The organism is Rathayibacter sp. Leaf299 (genome assembly GCF_001423055.1).
GTDB lineage: Bacteria > Actinomycetota > Actinomycetes > Actinomycetales > Microbacteriaceae > Rathayibacter > Rathayibacter caricis.
On the sequence record NZ_LMNT01000001.1, the window covers coordinates 1,067,033 to 1,080,320 of the forward strand.

The window sequence follows — 13,288 nt, forward strand, 5'->3', positions numbered from 1 at the left end:
GCGAAGCGGGCGCCCATTGACCCCCCGGGGAGGGGTGGAGGCCGGGGGGTGCTTTGGGGGTGGTGGGTCAGCCGTGGAGTCGGCGTTCTTCGTCGACGGCGATCTGCTTGGTGATGGCTTGGTGCAGGTCGGTGGTGGTGTAGCCGAGGGCGCGGGTGGTGGCCATGGTGGCGTCGACGAGGGTGTGCAGGTCGCCGCGGTTGGGGATGGTGTCGCCTGCCCAGGTGGTGACGTCGTCGGACTCGACCTTGATCTCGACCTCGGTGGCGCCGGTGACGGTGCGGATGGTGGTCGCCATGGTCAGGCCGCCTCGTAGGTGGCGGCGAAGATGTCGGGCTTGCAGGGGTAGAACTCGCCCTGCACGCCGCGGATGATCCAGTCGCCCGAGTCCGCCGCCATCGCGCCTTCGAGCGTCTCGATGACTACGGTCCAGTCGTCGGTGCCCTTCTTGCGCGCGGCGAGCGTGGAGCCGAGGGTGAGCGGGTCAGCCCAGGCGAGCACGGCGCGCGCTGACTCCTCGGTGCCGTCGTGCTGCATGGCGTCGATGACGACGGGCTTCTTGCGGTACTTCGCGGGCTGGGACATGAGCGGGTGCCCTTCGTGTAGCGGGTGGGTGTGGATCTCGTCATCACGGGCGGTTAGCCCGTGAGCGATCCGGTTGTTCGAGGCGCGTCCGACTGTCGGGATGCGCTGCCGAGGTAGAAGCTCAGGGCTTCTATCCGCCCGTTATCAGCTGTGGGCTGATCAGAACGGGTGCGGCCCGGGTCCTGCGGGGCGATGCCAGCGCTGCTCCGTCTCGGTGAGGAGCCCGGGGTGTTGAGGTTGGGCTGCGTCTCGCTTGGCGCGGCGTGCAGCGCCGGAGGCGTAGCCGGCTTCCCGGTTGGTCTTCTCGTCGTGGTGGTGGCTGCACTTCGCTGCGAGGTTCTCGGGGCGGTGGTCGTTGCGGTCGCCGAGGTGGTCGCAGTCGGTGGCGTGCGCGCCGCAGATGCGGCCGGTGTCGTAGCGGATGTGCTGGCAGCGGTGGCCGTCGCGTTCGAGGACGTGGCGGCGGATGGTGGGCCAGCCGGGTGGGAGTGTCTGCTTGCGGGTGGAGCCGCGCCATCCGGTGGGCATCAGCGGGTGATGAGGCCTAGGCGGTACAGGTGGGCGATGACGTCTGCGCTGATGTCGCCGATCGCGTAGGCGAGAGGCTCGTTGTCGCCCATGAGGTACGGGCGGGCCCTCGAGTCCCAGCCGCGGATGTAGTCCATGAAGAAGAGGATGGTCGCGGCGTGTGTGGCCTCGTGCGCGATCGTCCTGGTGGTGAGCTGGCCCGTCCAGAGGCGCATGACGATGACGGGCCCGGGCTGCGGGCTAGGCCAGTGGAAGCCCTGCTGGCAGACGACGCCCCCGTGGATGTCGTTGTCGGGGTCGTAGGGCATGTCGCGTGCAGTGGTGTGCGCACGCGCCATCTCCTGGCGGTCCTCGTAGACATGCACCCAGACCTGCCGACGGGTAGCCGTGGCCGTGGTGGCGACGCGGAAGCGTTGGAAGGTCACTGTGCCTCCTCGGGCTTCTAGTCGGCGGCGTTGAGCACTTGGCGCGCGAGAGTGCGGAGTGCTGCCGCGGTTGCCGGGTCGACGCGGTCCTGTAGCTGGAAGCCGTAGCCGCGGGAGGGCTCGTAGATGCCGACCATGTGCTCGACGTCCTGGGGTGTCGGCATCAGCCGCGCCCGAGCGGGTTCTTGCCCTTGCGCTCGCCCGGCCAGATCCCGGTCACATCGTGAAACCACTGAGCGACCACGTTGTCGAGGTAGGAGGCGGGGATGTACTTCCGCAGGTGACGCTTCAGCGCGGTGTACGGGTGCGGCGAGCTGGCCCACTTCGCGAGGCCAGGGCCCTTGGTCCAGTACCACTTCAGGTAGCCGCGGCTGCCGGGTCTCGGGTCGGCGACGGCGTCAGGCTTGATCGTGGCCATCGGCGTCCTCCTCGGGGTCGTGAATTGACCCGTGCGCGCCGGTGAGCTGCGCCCAGGTCAGCACTTCTCGGCCAGAGGCCCAGTAGCCGCCGCGACGTGTCCAGAGGCGCCCGTCTGTGCTTCGAACCATGCGCCCGTCGATGTGTCCGTTGTCGGCCGGTTCGTCGGTCAGCTGGTGTCGGTAGAGCGGGGCGCCCATGGCGTCGTAGCCGATCGGGGTGAGGTCCATCGGGTCCTCCGTTCATGCGGAACGCCCCCGGCCTGGTGTGGTCGAGGGCGTCCGTGGTGGCGCTGGTGCGGCTACCAGATGGTGCCGGCGCCGGTGAAGATCAGGAGCACGGTGAGGCAGCCGAGGATGAGGCCGATGGTCGCTGGTGCTGCGCCTCGTCCGGCGGCGTGTGCTCGGTTGAGGCTGATGATGCCGAGGATGATCGCGAGGACTGCTGGGGGTCCGCCGAGGAGCAGCCCGATGAAGAACGGGATCGGGATGAGGAACAGACCGATGCATCCGAGGATGAGTGCTGCGATCGCCATGCCGTTGGTGGGCCGTGGCGGGGCGAGGGGTGCTCGTTGCTCGGTCCAGGCGGTGCCGTCCCAGTATCGCTGGGTGGCGGGCTGTGTCGGGTCCGGGTACCAGCCGGGCGCGGCGTTCGTCATGTCCGGAGTCTTTCAGGGTGGGCGCACGTCCGCCACCGTCGGCGCGACGTTGCAGCCGGTTCGGTGGGGTGCCGTGCGGGTCAGCGAGGAGTCACGATGCGGGCGACCTGAGCGCGATGCTCGGCAGCGTGCGCTTCGGCGACCGATCGGATGGCGGCGTGGTCTCGGCTGTGCCACTCGCGCCCGCAGGGGCAGCGCCAGTAGTACCCGGACTCGCGCACAGCCAGCTCCTCGGTGGTGGGTGGTCCCGGCCTCGGCTGCGCTCTGGACACAGTGGGCTCGGTGGTCAGCGGGCCGGGACGTTGCAGCGTTGGTGACCCAGTCGCATCCCTGGGCTTCCACGTCGGGGCGTGGGACGGTGGCGCGAGTGGGCGCCGCTCGAACGACGAAACCCACCGGGCCGCTGTGCGGTGGTGGGTTTCGTGTCGATCATCAAGGTAGATGGCGAAAACGATGGTCCGTCAAGCTTTTCGGCCGGATTCGTGTCGGATTGGCTTGGAGCTTGGTTCGGAACCAGAGGAGGAGCACGTCTTCGTCGATCTCGACGCGGTGGGTTCCGAGGCGTCGGTGGGGCATTCCGTCTCTGAGCCAGTACTGGATGGCGCGTCGGGTGCGGTGCACTCGTCGTGCTGCACCGCGAACCGAGTACACCCCCTCGGTCACGCGATCGTTTCGATTCCGACCGCGACCAGGACCACCGCGCCGATGACGCCCGCTCCGAGCGCAGCAACCCCTACGACGAACAGCGTCCCGTAGAGGGCGTATCCGATGACGTTCTGGAGATAGTCAGCGACGGTGAACCCTACGCGGGTGAGGACGATCGCCCCGAGGATGCCGAGAAAGAGCGACAGCAGCGCGGCGAAGAGGTAGAGGACGATCATGGCTGCTCCTGGATCTCGTGGGGGTAGTGGTCGAGGACGGCGACAGTCCGGCGCCCGTTCTGGGTGTCCCATCGGACGCGGACCTTCGTCTTCAGGTGGTGGGTGACCTGACCCACCCAGTGGACGGTGACGGTGTGCTTCCCGCCGCGGGTCGTGGTGCGGGTAACACGAGAGCCGATCGGTGGGAACGGTGGGGCGAGGTGCTCGGCCAGCATCCGGAGGACGTCGCTCCGGGTGCGGCCCTGCAGCAGCACGTCGCCCGCCATCGGCTCGCCCGACCACAGCTGGCGGATGCGGTAGACGAGCCCGATGCTCTTGCCGGTCGAGCGGGAGTAGACCCGGCCGTCGCGCTTCACGAGGAAGTCAGCCGGGGTTGTCACTGTCCGGCCTCCTCGGGGGTGGGCGGGACGGGCTCGGGTGATGCCACTGCAAATCCGGCTCGGAACGCCTGCAAGTGGGTGCTCATCATCTCGTCGTGATTGTCTCTGTACGCCTTCCAGGCGGTCCAGACACGGTCTTTCCACTCCTCCGCCGTCTCTACGGTGCGCCGGGGATGCGCGAGAGCGGTGCGCGCGAGCCGCCGCCAGTACTCGCGGTCCTCGTAGTCGCTCCCGGGGTCGTTGTCGCGATGGGCTTCACGCTCCCATTCCTCCTGCGACTCCCACTCGCGGATGCGGTCGAAGCATCCATCGCCGCCGTTGCCGTCATCGGTGTTGGCGAGAGCCTCGGCTAGCGCGTCGAGGTCGGTGTCCTCTCGCGGCTCGGGGAGGCGGCCGTGGAACAGGGCAGCCTCCCGCTCCTTGAACACGGCGAGGGTGGCAGCGGCTTCCCTGATGTTCGCTTCGATGCTCGGCTGGGTGCACCGATTCGCGTCCTGCTCGAGTTGCGCGATCAGTGCGCGCAGGTGGTCCAGGTCGGTCACGGCTGGTTCTCCTTCGTGGTGTGGGTGATGCCGGGGTCGCCGGCCGCGATGTGGAAGCCGACGATCGCGGCCCCAGCGGTCAGGACCGCGGCGAGGACGAGCAGGACGGGCCTCATGCGTCTTCCCACCATTCGGCGCCGCACTCGCGGCACACGTGCTGGACAGTCGTCTCGTCCTCGAAGACGCACTCGGGGTCGTGGTCCCATTCCCAGCCGCACCCGCTCTGCTCGTCATCGGTCACCTGCTCGTCCTCGGTCATGCCGCGTTCCTCTCGGTGTGGCAGTCGCACTCGCACGGCGCCAGGTGGTCGTTCTCGTAGCTCCACGCCTCTCCAAAGCAGAGACGGTGCAGCCCGGCGAGGCAGTCGCCGTTCACGGGGCGGGGGAAGCCGGTCACGACGCCACCTGCCGGTACCGCTTCGCCAGCTGGTCCTCACCGATCGACGACTTGTTCCCGATCGCCGTAGGGACGGCCGGGTGGTTGACGACCTCGACACGGAACGCGGGGTAGTAGCGCCCCCACGGGTCCTTCTTCTCGAACGCGGCGACGATGCGGATGCGGCGTCCGGCCATGCGGGAGTCGCGGTCCTCGTGGATCTCGCCGATGCGGTCGGTGATGGTGGTCATGCTGCTGCTCCTTCGGTGATGACGTGCACGATGTCCTCGCCCTCCCAGGTCTGGTTGCAGCCCGACCCGGTCTCGTGGGTGGACGAGCGGACCCCGCACATCAGGTACGGGTGGTCGGTGCCCGCGTCGTGCAGGTAGACGCGGGCAGCGCCGCAGGTGGGGCAGACGAGGCCCGGCATGCGGCGGGGGCGGGGCGGGTCCATGGGGAACTGTCCGCGGACGCGGCGGAGGAGGTCGTCGAGCTCGTCAACCCACACGCCCGCGGTGGGGAGTGCGGCGATCGCGACGGCGTGGCCCTTCTCCCATGCGATGACCTCCCCGAGGTACGCCTCCACCTCCCGGACGCTGCCGGTGCCGGTCGGGAACCGGTACACGTCCAGGTCCCGCACCCACGCCCGGACGAGGATCCCCGGAGGGGTGACGGCCAGTTCGGTCGCGTGGTTCTTGACCATGTCGCACAGCTGCCCGTACGCGAGGTCCACCGTCTCCCGGGCGTTCTCGTTCCATGGGAGCCGCCACTCCTGCGACGCGTCGACCCGTTCGCCGGCGGCTCTCGTGATCGACGGGCGGATGAGCGTCCATCCGTGGGCGACGTGCTCGCCGATGCGGGGGAGACCTTCGAGGGCGACGTGGTAGCAGCGGTCGCAGAGACGACCGACACGGGCGGGCGCGGGGGCGCATCCGGTGCACACCTCGAGCTGATTCACGTCCGCGACGGTCGAGTCGCAGTCGTCGAGGTGGCGGCCCCAAAGGGCGTGCCCACGGATGCACGGGACGGCCTGCTCCTCCCGGGTGAGGAGGGCGAGCTGCTGGGCGGTGGTCATCGGGTCTCCTCCGGGTGGGTGAGTCGTCGGTATCGGTCGGGCTGGCAGTCCCGACAGATGCACAGCGGCAACGAGTCGGGGTGGTCGGTCATCGAACCGACGAAGCCGTGGCACTTGTCGTGGTCGCCCACCGCGCAGTGGCGGCAGGGGAAGCCGGGATGCTGGCCCATCGGCTAAAACGGGGTCTCGGTGTCGTCGTTGCGCGCCCAGACGTTGCCGCCGCTCTGCGCCCCTGAGAAGCCCTGAGACTGCCCACCCCCTCCGGGAGTGCCAGGACCACCCGAACGGCCGCCACGCGCTCCATCACCGGCTGCCCGGGTGACCTGCGCGGTGGCGTATCGGAGCGACGGACCGATCTCGTCGATCTCCAGCTCGATGGACGTGCGCTTCTCGCCCTCCTTCGTCTCGTACGAGCGCTGCTTCAGGCGGCCCGTCGCGATGACGCGCATGCCCTTCGCGAGCGTCGTTCGCCTGACGGTCGAAGGTGCGCGGAGTGGAGGCGATGGTGAAGTTCGCGACCGCGAGCCCGTTCTGCGTGTAGCGCAGCTCGGGGTCGGAGGTCAGGTTGCCGATGACGGTCAGAATCGTTTCTCCGGCCATGGTCAGGCCTCCTTCGTGGTGGGGTCAGCGGTGAGCTGACGGATGTAGATGGCGACTGCGGCGGCCGCCCGGATGACGCCTCGCTCCGCCTGATCCCGACTGGCACCTTCGGAAGGGAAAGTGGCTCGGCTCTCTCGGGCGGCGCCGAAGCGCTGGATCAGAACTTCGAGGGCTTCCGCCTCGCTCGGGGTGATGGGCACGTCAGGCTCCTTCGGTGGTGGGTGTGTCGAGGCAGTAGGCGGTCAGGCCGTCTTCCGCCCACGGGTGGGTGTCGTCGTACTCGGCCTGTCCCTGGTGCAGGCGGGCCTCTCTCGGCCAGTCCTCGCCGGGGATGTCGGTCTCGGCCATGTCGTTGGTCCAGTGGCCGCAGAGCTCCGCGTCGAGGAAGCGGGGCGCGCGAGGCGGCATCACTGCTCGCCCTTGTGGTCGGCGCAGCAGTCGTCGGGGCACTGATCCGTGCAACCCGTCCAGAACTCGTCGTCCGGGTCCGTGATGTTGCCCCCGGTCATGGTCAAGCTCCTTCGTCGTAGGCGATGGCGGTCAGGGGGAGGTCGTCGTACGCGACCGGGTGCAGCTGCACAGGTGCGGCGGGAGGCGGCTCCTCCGACTGGTCGGCCGCGTCGAGCAGCTCCTGCGCCAACTGGCGGGCCTCCGCCGGCGCGAGGTCCACGACCCGCACGTTCAGCTCGAGCCGCACCAACTCCGGGGCGACCGCCCACGTCTGCGCGACGGTCTCGGTCTTCTGTCGTTCGATCACTGGGGTCCTCCTCTGACCACGAACGGGAACTCCGCCTTGTCGGCGTTGCCCCTCCACATCTCTGTCGGCCAGTCGCGACGCTCGCGACCGCCTCTCCACGGCTTGACGTAGTACTTCGGCAGGGCCTTGTCCGCGATGACGCCGAGCCCGAACTCCGGCCAGCCCATGACCGCCGACGACCCGCGAGGCCGCATGTCCCGCTGCTTCTCGTCGTTCAGGCCGTGCCCCGCGTGAGCTTCGATGAGCATCGCCACGCCCCGGTCGCGGAACTCGTCCAGTGCCGCGAGGACACCTGCCGCGTCCTCCTCCTTCGTCACGCCCTTCGCGATCCGGTAGAGCGGGCCGATGAACAGCAGGTCCGGCTTCAGCCGGTCGAGCAGCCGGTGGATGGCGCCGATCGTCCGCGGCTCCGACACGTCGAACCGGCCCGGCGTGATCACCGTCAGCGCGTCCTGCGGATCCCGCTGCCCCTGCTCGGCCGCGAATCGCACGATCCGCTTCGCCGTCCGAGCCCACTGCGTCTGCGTGTTCTCCGCATCGATCGCCAGCGCCCGCACCGGCGGGATCTTGTCGAGCGTGAACGGGTGCAGCCCCGCCGCCGGAAGGATCAGCATCTGCCGCATGAGGGTCGTCTTCCCGACGCCCTCCGCGGCCGTCACCATCAGCCGCTCGTGCTTCTCGAGCAGCCCCGGCACGACCCACTCGTGCTCGACCTTCGTCGCCATGACCTCCCGCAGCGACAACGGAAGGAACCGGTCGCGGGTCGTCGCGGACACCTCGAGCTCGCTGCGAAGCTTCGTGATCGTCGTCTCCGGATCCGCGCCCGGGTCGTTCAGGTCGGCCCGGGCACGGGTGACGGCGTCGATGGAGCGGCGACGGATCGCGTTCGTCCTCACGACTCGCGCGTGCCTGCCGGCGTTCCCCGCGAAGACCGTGCCCGACGGGAGCTCGAAGATGTCCTCAAAGCCGAGCCCACGCACCTCCCACTCGCGCAGGTGGTCGATGACCGACACCTTCGACACCTCGCCGCCCGAGTCGAGGATCCGGCCGACGCCATCCCAGATGAGGCCGAGGCGCGGGTCCTCGAAATCGTCACCGTCGACCTCGTCCCGCGACAGCGGGTAGAGGCGGGAATCGGTCAGCACGGCGCCGAGCAGCTCACGCTCTGCGGCGCTCACAGCAGCGCCCAGTTCTTCGCGGGCGCGGTCGTGGCGGGCTGCCAGCCGCGCTCGACGTTCCACCGGTGCTGACGTCGGACGTGGTTCCTCCACGTCGCGGACCAGTCGAGCTTGATGCCCTTCTGGCCGGGGACCGCGAGCCAGTAGTCCCTGAAGGACGCGACCTCGACAGTGACGTCCAAAGACGGCCCGTCGGTGAGGAGGAAGTCGAGGTCCTCAGTCGACGGCGACCAGTCAGAGGTCATCCTCGAGCCCTTCGAGGGAGCCTTAGATACGTCTCTACGTGTAAGAGAGGAGCGAGGTGACAGATCCGACGTCTTTTCGGTCGCGGATGTCACTTCGCGAGGTGACAGATTGGCACTTCGCGTCTCCTCCGCCCACGGCACGAGGACCCGGTAGTCGTTCGTCCCCGTCCTCTCCTGACGGGTCACGCTGACGAGCTCGGAATCGATGAGCGACCGGACCGTGCGGATGAACGTCCGCACCGAGACGCAGCACTTCTCCGACCACGCGGCCTGCGAGTTCTCCGCCTCCGACGAGTAGTAGACGCAGCGGCCGTTGTCGTCCGCGACGTCCGCGAGCGCGATGAGCACGAGCAGCTCGGTCGCATTCAGCTGCACGCCGCCGTGGTCGTGCCACACCCAGCTGCTGACCTTGACGCTCACGCGGCATCACCTCCGAGGTCGAAGGCCTGCTGGCCGAGGCGAAGTGCGGCGAGCTCGCAGTAGCGCTCGTCCGACTCCACCCCAACAGCGCGTCTTCCCTCGTCGGCGGCGGCACGGAGCGTCGTGCCTGACCCTGCGAACGGGTCGAGGATCACGTCGCCAGGCTTGGTGAACGACCGGACCCACTGACGGATCATGGCGATCGGCTTCTGAGTGGGGTGGCCACTGCCCTGAGACGTGGGCCCGACGTAGTTGATCGTCTTGCCCCCGCCATTCCAGGCGGGCTTCTGGTCGTCGCGGTGCAGGCAGACGATCGGCTCCCAGCCGAGAGCAGGACGGTCCGCTGACATGATCGGCATCGGGTTCGTCTTCACCCAGACGCCCACTCGGAGGCACCGCAGTCCCTGCGGCGGCTCGAGCTCGAACTGGAACGCCGTCGACGTCGCCAGGCTGCTCACCACCCACCCACGAGTGATCTGTCCGAGGTCCACGAACAGCTGCTCGTGGACCTCGTGCGTGAACGACACGAAGGCCCCCTTCGAGCCCGACAGCGCTCGCCCTCCGGCGGGCACCTTCGAGTTGTTCGATCGCGCCATCGCGTGCGTGCGGTCGTCGAACGGGGGATCCGTGATCACCGCGTCGAACGAGCGCGGCTCGAGACCTGCCAGATACTCGAACGCGTCTCCGTGGTAGAGCGTGACCGCGTCGTCTTCGTAGTAGATCTTCATGACGCCATCTCCTCTCTGATGTATCCGGCGGCCACCATCACGGCGACCGCTTCCCGCTCCGGCACGAACGCCTTCCCCTCGGACCCGTCGATCAGCCGTACCCACACACGCCCCACGGTCGGGTCCTCGACCTGGATCGGGACATCCGACGGGGTCGGGCAGGCGAAGAACAGGTCGAAGCCGCGCGCCTGCGCTTCTTCGCTGTGCGACTCGATGTGCTGGTGGCAGCCGGTGGTCGCGCTGCCGCAGACGAACACGAGGTTCCCCTCGGCGTTCGCCTCCGGCCGGCGCGTGCCGCCCGACTGGCGAGCGCGACGGTGCTGGAGCGAGTAGTGCTCGTACTCGACGTCGACCTGACGGCCGCACCACTGGCAGCAGTCCGCGTCCCGGCTGCGGACCCTCGCCCGCACCGTCGGACTGACGCCCTTACTCATGACGCCACCGGAGCCGGTGTGCTTTCGTCTGCCGCGTCCGCAGTCTCCGAGTGAGTCGCTGGGGCGGTCTTCACCTTCGCGAGCCCCAGGGAGCGCCACAGCCAGTCCATGGTCCAGTCGCCGGGGAGCGCGGTGCGCTCGGGCAGCTGGTAGATGACGGACCGGGCCCCGACGAGCTCGGCCTGCCCGCGGGCAGGCATCTCCACGATCAGGTCGACGTCGTACGGGAGCGCCTTCTGCGACTTGACCTTCTCGGTCTTCGCCGTCGTCGGGCGGCCAGCGTCCGACATGACCGTCGTCGTCTCGAGACGGGCCGTGATGATGACCGGGCCGTCCCACGCCTTCACCTCGGACAGGAGCCGCTTCCACTGGAAGTTCGCCTTGTTCCACAGGTCGGTGCCGACGATGAGCTCGCCGTTCCGGTCGCGGGATCCGCGCTTCTCGGCCGCGTTGCTGGCCTCGCGGGACAGCTGGTCCCACAGGAGGGTCGCGGAGTCGATGACGAGGAGGTTCGGCTTGTCCTTCGACTTCGGCGCCGACGTGCGCAGCCACTGGATCGTCGCCTCGATGTCGGCCACGGTCCCGTCGTGCGGTGCGATCGCGAACCGGGCGCCGGGGATCGCGCCGTACTCGTCCGGGTCCTTCTCTCCGATCGACACCCAGTAGGTGTCGTTGATCAGGTCGGACGCCGACGCGAGCGCGGACTGGTAGGACTTGCCCGACTTCTCCCGGCCCGCAATCAGCGCGATCGGCCAGGAGGGCTTGCCAGTCGGGCGGCGGAGTGTGCGGTTCATGCGACTCTCGATTCCATGTACTCGTTGATCAGCCACATCGGCGGCATGATCGGATCTGCCTTGGGGAGGCCCGGCCACTCGCCGGCCTCCGTGCACGCCGCGAACCGTGCGATCGCCCGGCGCACGTACGCCTCCCCGATCTCCACGAACTCGTCCGCGAGGGAGTGCACCGCGACGAGGTACGGCGGCTCCTTCTCGACGACGACGAAGGACATCCGCGGCGCGTTCCCCTCGATGAGGGAGAGCACGAGGCCGTAGAACGCCTCGGACAGGAAGTAGCCGTACTTCGCGGCCGTGCGCTGGAAGCCGTCGCGGGAGGCGTCGTCGGTGGTCTTCACATCCACGATCGCCGTCCGGTCGTCGGGGAGCCGGTCGAACCGGGCACGCAGATCGACGCCCGTGACGGGCTCCACCGCGAACGCCGACAGCTCCGACTTCCCGGGCGACTCGAGGATGCTGCGCGCCTCATCGTGAGCGAGGACCGCCTCGGTCATCGCCTCGACCTGCGCGGCCTCCGCGGCCTTCACCGGCGTCAGCCCAGCAGCGCGCGTCTGCGCCATCCACTCCTTCGCGTCCTTCGTGGACGCCGCCCCGTTCGCGCCGAGGAGCTCTGGCGGGATGACCGCGTAGTGCGCGCCGGCGCCGAGGATCCGGGCGTGAGCCGCGGAGCCGATGTCGAACGCCTTCGTATCCGCGCGGGGGTGCTCACGCACCCAGTCGAAGACGCGCGCGGCCTTCAGTAGCTGCTTCGCACCGGTCGAGGACAGCGCGGGGTCCGCGTGGTAGGCGCGCTCGTCGAGGTCCTCGACCAGCCGCCCGGTCACAGCTCGACCTCGAAGCGGCGGGCGATGCCCTCGAGCTGATGGCGCACGACGGACGAGACACCGGCCGACGTGAGGAACGCCTCGGGGGCGAGCAGCGCGCCGACTTCCGCGAGGACGCTCTGCGCGGCTGCGTCCCAGCCGGTCGTGAACGCGTCGCGCTCGGTGACCTCCGAAGTCGCGTTGTACTTCGGCGGGAGGTCGAGGTAGGTGTCGGCCGCGTTCTCTGCCCGGACGGAACGGGCCTTGTCGGCGGCGAGCTGCACGAACTCGCCGTCCTGGGTTCTGACGTTCTCGCTGTTCACGAGGGGTCTCCTTCGTAGATCCCGACGCGGATGAGCGCGCCGGGAGTAGGGGCGTAGGCCTTCGTCGCGTGGACGTCGACCACTCGGGAGTCATCGGCCCAGACCTCGGCGTCCGTGAGCGCGTCGAAGACGGAGCGGACGAGCTTGTCGAGGTCGGGGATGACGGTGGGGTGTGCTCGGCGGACCGTCTTCGGCCGCTCGAAGCGGAACTTGATCGACACCTGCAGGGGGCCGTCGAGGGGAGGTGCGCCGTCCATGGCCGCGACGCCGGCGGCTTTCACGGTCCGGCGCCAGGGCTTCAGCGTCTTCGCGTTGTCGTCGACGGCGCGGTTCTTGTAGACGCGTTTCGAGCCCTGGGGGATCGGCTTCCCGTCGACGCGGATGACGAGCGGGGCGGTCATCGCTTCAGGGGGTGGATGCACGCGAGCGCCCACAGGTCGTTCTCGACGTGCAGGCATGTGCGGCACTGGAACGCACCGGCCGTGATCGTGTTGAGCTCGATCAGCCGGCGCACGTGCGCTTCGCAGCCGAGCGACACGTCGTCGCAGAACCGGCAGAGCACTGAGAAGTCGGCGGCCTCGTCGCAGTCCTCCACGGAGCACGGCAGATCGAAGTCCAGGTGCTCGATCGTCTCGACGACGACCCGCTCCTGCACGTCGCTCATGCGGTCGCGTCGATCCACGCGAACACCGCGCCGGCGAGGAGGAACAGAACGAGCGCCACCGTCCCGTCGACGAGCGGGATCTGCGGGAGCCCGGCGAGCGCGAGCGCCGTGTGCACGGCGAGCTTGATGACGATCAGGATCAGCACCGCCGCGAGGAGCACGACGATCGGCCCGCGGTTCTTCATCGGAGCGCGACCCTCCGCCTCGAGCGAGCGGACGTAGCCCGTCGGCGTCGAGCCGGTCAGCCAGGCGTCGTACGCCGCCTCGACGGAGTAGCCGTCCGTGACCTCGTCGCCGTCCAGGTGATGCCCGGCGGTGTCCTCGGCGGCGGCGTACCACTCCTGCCACGGCATCGGCGTGAACGTGGAGTCGGAGGCGGCCCTGCGGTCGCTGTCAGTGGTGCTCATGATCAGTTCCTTCCGGCGGCTTCAGAGCGCGCCGATCAGCGCCCCCCGGAGGGCGCATTGAGTACGGGA

Annotated in this window: 28 protein-coding genes and 1 pseudogene; all 29 read right to left on the reverse strand. The window is 69.0% G+C overall.

From position 1 onward, the window contains the following. Positions 1–67: 67 nt before the first annotated feature. Positions 68–298: a hypothetical protein gene (locus tag ASF48_RS04995; RefSeq protein WP_055787337.1), complete on the reverse strand. Its 231-nt coding sequence runs from the start codon at positions 296–298 to the stop codon at positions 68–70. A gap of 2 nt (positions 299–300) precedes the next feature. Continuing rightward, positions 301–585, reverse strand: a complete 285-nt coding sequence (locus tag ASF48_RS05000) for a hypothetical protein (RefSeq protein ID WP_055787340.1) — start codon at positions 583–585, stop codon at positions 301–303. A 159-nt stretch (positions 586–744) separates the two neighbouring features. Next, the gene (locus tag ASF48_RS05005; protein ID WP_055787343.1) at positions 745–1,113 is read right to left on the reverse strand and encodes an HNH endonuclease; all 369 of its coding nucleotides are present in this window, start codon (positions 1,111–1,113) and stop codon (positions 745–747) included. Further along, entirely contained in the window at positions 1,113–1,538 is a 426-nt protein-coding gene (locus ASF48_RS05010; RefSeq protein WP_055787346.1) for a hypothetical protein, read from the reverse strand. The genes ASF48_RS05005 and ASF48_RS05010 overlap by 1 nt, the downstream gene beginning before the upstream one ends. A gap of 17 nt (positions 1,539–1,555) precedes the next feature. After that, on the reverse strand, positions 1,556–1,702 hold the full coding sequence (locus tag ASF48_RS19290; protein WP_157603055.1) for a hypothetical protein: 147 nt from the start codon (positions 1,700–1,702) through the stop codon (positions 1,556–1,558). Continuing rightward, the gene (locus tag ASF48_RS05015; RefSeq protein ID WP_055787349.1) at positions 1,702–1,956 is read right to left on the reverse strand and encodes a hypothetical protein; all 255 of its coding nucleotides are present in this window, start codon (positions 1,954–1,956) and stop codon (positions 1,702–1,704) included. The genes ASF48_RS19290 and ASF48_RS05015 overlap by 1 nt, the downstream gene beginning before the upstream one ends. Beyond that, positions 1,937–2,185 (reverse strand): hypothetical protein, encoded by a 249-nt coding sequence (locus ASF48_RS05020; protein WP_055787352.1) that lies wholly within the window; start codon positions 2,183–2,185, stop codon positions 1,937–1,939. Before ASF48_RS05020 ends, ASF48_RS05015 begins: the two co-directional genes overlap by 20 nt. A 71-nt stretch (positions 2,186–2,256) precedes the next feature. Then, the gene (locus tag ASF48_RS05025) at positions 2,257–2,613 is read right to left on the reverse strand and encodes a DUF2510 domain-containing protein (RefSeq protein WP_082480986.1); all 357 of its coding nucleotides are present in this window, start codon (positions 2,611–2,613) and stop codon (positions 2,257–2,259) included. 659 nt (positions 2,614–3,272) lie between these two features. After that, positions 3,273–3,494, reverse strand: coding sequence for a hypothetical protein (locus tag ASF48_RS05030; protein WP_055787357.1), 222 nt, complete (start codon positions 3,492–3,494; stop codon positions 3,273–3,275). Continuing rightward, positions 3,491–3,874 (reverse strand): hypothetical protein, encoded by a 384-nt coding sequence (locus ASF48_RS05035; RefSeq protein WP_055787361.1) that lies wholly within the window; start codon positions 3,872–3,874, stop codon positions 3,491–3,493. The genes ASF48_RS05030 and ASF48_RS05035 overlap by 4 nt, the downstream gene beginning before the upstream one ends. Continuing rightward, on the reverse strand, positions 3,871–4,416 hold the full coding sequence (locus tag ASF48_RS05040) for a hypothetical protein (protein ID WP_055787364.1): 546 nt from the start codon (positions 4,414–4,416) through the stop codon (positions 3,871–3,873). Before ASF48_RS05040 ends, ASF48_RS05035 begins: the two co-directional genes overlap by 4 nt. A 112-nt stretch (positions 4,417–4,528) precedes the next feature. Next, the gene (locus tag ASF48_RS19295) at positions 4,529–4,675 is read right to left on the reverse strand and encodes a hypothetical protein (RefSeq protein ID WP_157603056.1); all 147 of its coding nucleotides are present in this window, start codon (positions 4,673–4,675) and stop codon (positions 4,529–4,531) included. Beyond that, a complete protein-coding gene (locus ASF48_RS19300) occupies positions 4,672–4,812 on the reverse strand; it encodes a hypothetical protein (protein ID WP_157603057.1) in 141 nt (46 codons plus the stop codon). Before ASF48_RS19300 ends, ASF48_RS19295 begins: the two co-directional genes overlap by 4 nt. Further along, positions 4,809–5,042, reverse strand: coding sequence for a hypothetical protein (locus ASF48_RS05045; RefSeq protein WP_055787367.1), 234 nt, complete (start codon positions 5,040–5,042; stop codon positions 4,809–4,811). The genes ASF48_RS19300 and ASF48_RS05045 overlap by 4 nt, the downstream gene beginning before the upstream one ends. Then, positions 5,039–5,866 (reverse strand): hypothetical protein, encoded by an 828-nt coding sequence (locus ASF48_RS05050; protein WP_055787370.1) that lies wholly within the window; start codon positions 5,864–5,866, stop codon positions 5,039–5,041. The genes ASF48_RS05045 and ASF48_RS05050 overlap by 4 nt, the downstream gene beginning before the upstream one ends. A gap of 173 nt (positions 5,867–6,039) precedes the next feature. Further along, a pseudogene (locus ASF48_RS05055) lies at positions 6,040–6,466 on the reverse strand (single-stranded DNA-binding protein). 2 nt (positions 6,467–6,468) lie between these two features. Next, positions 6,469–6,666: a hypothetical protein gene (locus ASF48_RS05060; protein WP_055787373.1), complete on the reverse strand. Its 198-nt coding sequence runs from the start codon at positions 6,664–6,666 to the stop codon at positions 6,469–6,471. 1 nt (position 6,667) lies between these two features. After that, positions 6,668–6,874 (reverse strand): hypothetical protein, encoded by a 207-nt coding sequence (locus tag ASF48_RS05065; RefSeq protein ID WP_055787376.1) that lies wholly within the window; start codon positions 6,872–6,874, stop codon positions 6,668–6,670. A gap of 103 nt (positions 6,875–6,977) precedes the next feature. Further along, a complete protein-coding gene (locus tag ASF48_RS05070; protein ID WP_055787379.1) occupies positions 6,978–7,223 on the reverse strand; it encodes a hypothetical protein in 246 nt (81 codons plus the stop codon). Next, a complete protein-coding gene (locus ASF48_RS05075) occupies positions 7,220–8,401 on the reverse strand; it encodes an AAA family ATPase (protein WP_055787383.1) in 1,182 nt (393 codons plus the stop codon). Before ASF48_RS05075 ends, ASF48_RS05070 begins: the two co-directional genes overlap by 4 nt. Further along, the gene (locus tag ASF48_RS05080; RefSeq protein ID WP_055787385.1) at positions 8,398–9,066 is read right to left on the reverse strand and encodes a helix-turn-helix domain-containing protein; all 669 of its coding nucleotides are present in this window, start codon (positions 9,064–9,066) and stop codon (positions 8,398–8,400) included. The genes ASF48_RS05075 and ASF48_RS05080 overlap by 4 nt, the downstream gene beginning before the upstream one ends. Next, complete coding sequence (locus tag ASF48_RS05085; RefSeq protein WP_055787387.1) at positions 9,063–9,794, reverse strand: DNA-methyltransferase; 732 nt, start codon at positions 9,792–9,794, stop codon at positions 9,063–9,065. Before ASF48_RS05085 ends, ASF48_RS05080 begins: the two co-directional genes overlap by 4 nt. Then, positions 9,791–10,228: an HNH endonuclease gene (locus tag ASF48_RS05090; protein WP_055787390.1), complete on the reverse strand. Its 438-nt coding sequence runs from the start codon at positions 10,226–10,228 to the stop codon at positions 9,791–9,793. Before ASF48_RS05090 ends, ASF48_RS05085 begins: the two co-directional genes overlap by 4 nt. Continuing rightward, positions 10,225–11,022 (reverse strand): AAA family ATPase, encoded by a 798-nt coding sequence (locus ASF48_RS05095; protein ID WP_055787393.1) that lies wholly within the window; start codon positions 11,020–11,022, stop codon positions 10,225–10,227. Before ASF48_RS05095 ends, ASF48_RS05090 begins: the two co-directional genes overlap by 4 nt. After that, entirely contained in the window at positions 11,019–11,846 is an 828-nt protein-coding gene (locus tag ASF48_RS05100) for a PD-(D/E)XK nuclease-like domain-containing protein (protein ID WP_055787397.1), read from the reverse strand. The genes ASF48_RS05095 and ASF48_RS05100 overlap by 4 nt, the downstream gene beginning before the upstream one ends. Beyond that, complete coding sequence (locus ASF48_RS19625) at positions 11,843–12,148, reverse strand: hypothetical protein (RefSeq protein WP_055787400.1); 306 nt, start codon at positions 12,146–12,148, stop codon at positions 11,843–11,845. The genes ASF48_RS05100 and ASF48_RS19625 overlap by 4 nt, the downstream gene beginning before the upstream one ends. After that, a complete protein-coding gene (locus ASF48_RS05110; protein WP_055787402.1) occupies positions 12,145–12,549 on the reverse strand; it encodes a RusA family crossover junction endodeoxyribonuclease in 405 nt (134 codons plus the stop codon). The genes ASF48_RS19625 and ASF48_RS05110 overlap by 4 nt, the downstream gene beginning before the upstream one ends. After that, the gene (locus ASF48_RS05115) at positions 12,546–12,812 is read right to left on the reverse strand and encodes a hypothetical protein (RefSeq protein ID WP_055787405.1); all 267 of its coding nucleotides are present in this window, start codon (positions 12,810–12,812) and stop codon (positions 12,546–12,548) included. Before ASF48_RS05115 ends, ASF48_RS05110 begins: the two co-directional genes overlap by 4 nt. Further along, positions 12,809–13,219: a hypothetical protein gene (locus ASF48_RS05120; protein WP_055787408.1), complete on the reverse strand. Its 411-nt coding sequence runs from the start codon at positions 13,217–13,219 to the stop codon at positions 12,809–12,811. Before ASF48_RS05120 ends, ASF48_RS05115 begins: the two co-directional genes overlap by 4 nt. Positions 13,220–13,288 lie beyond the last annotated feature (69 nt).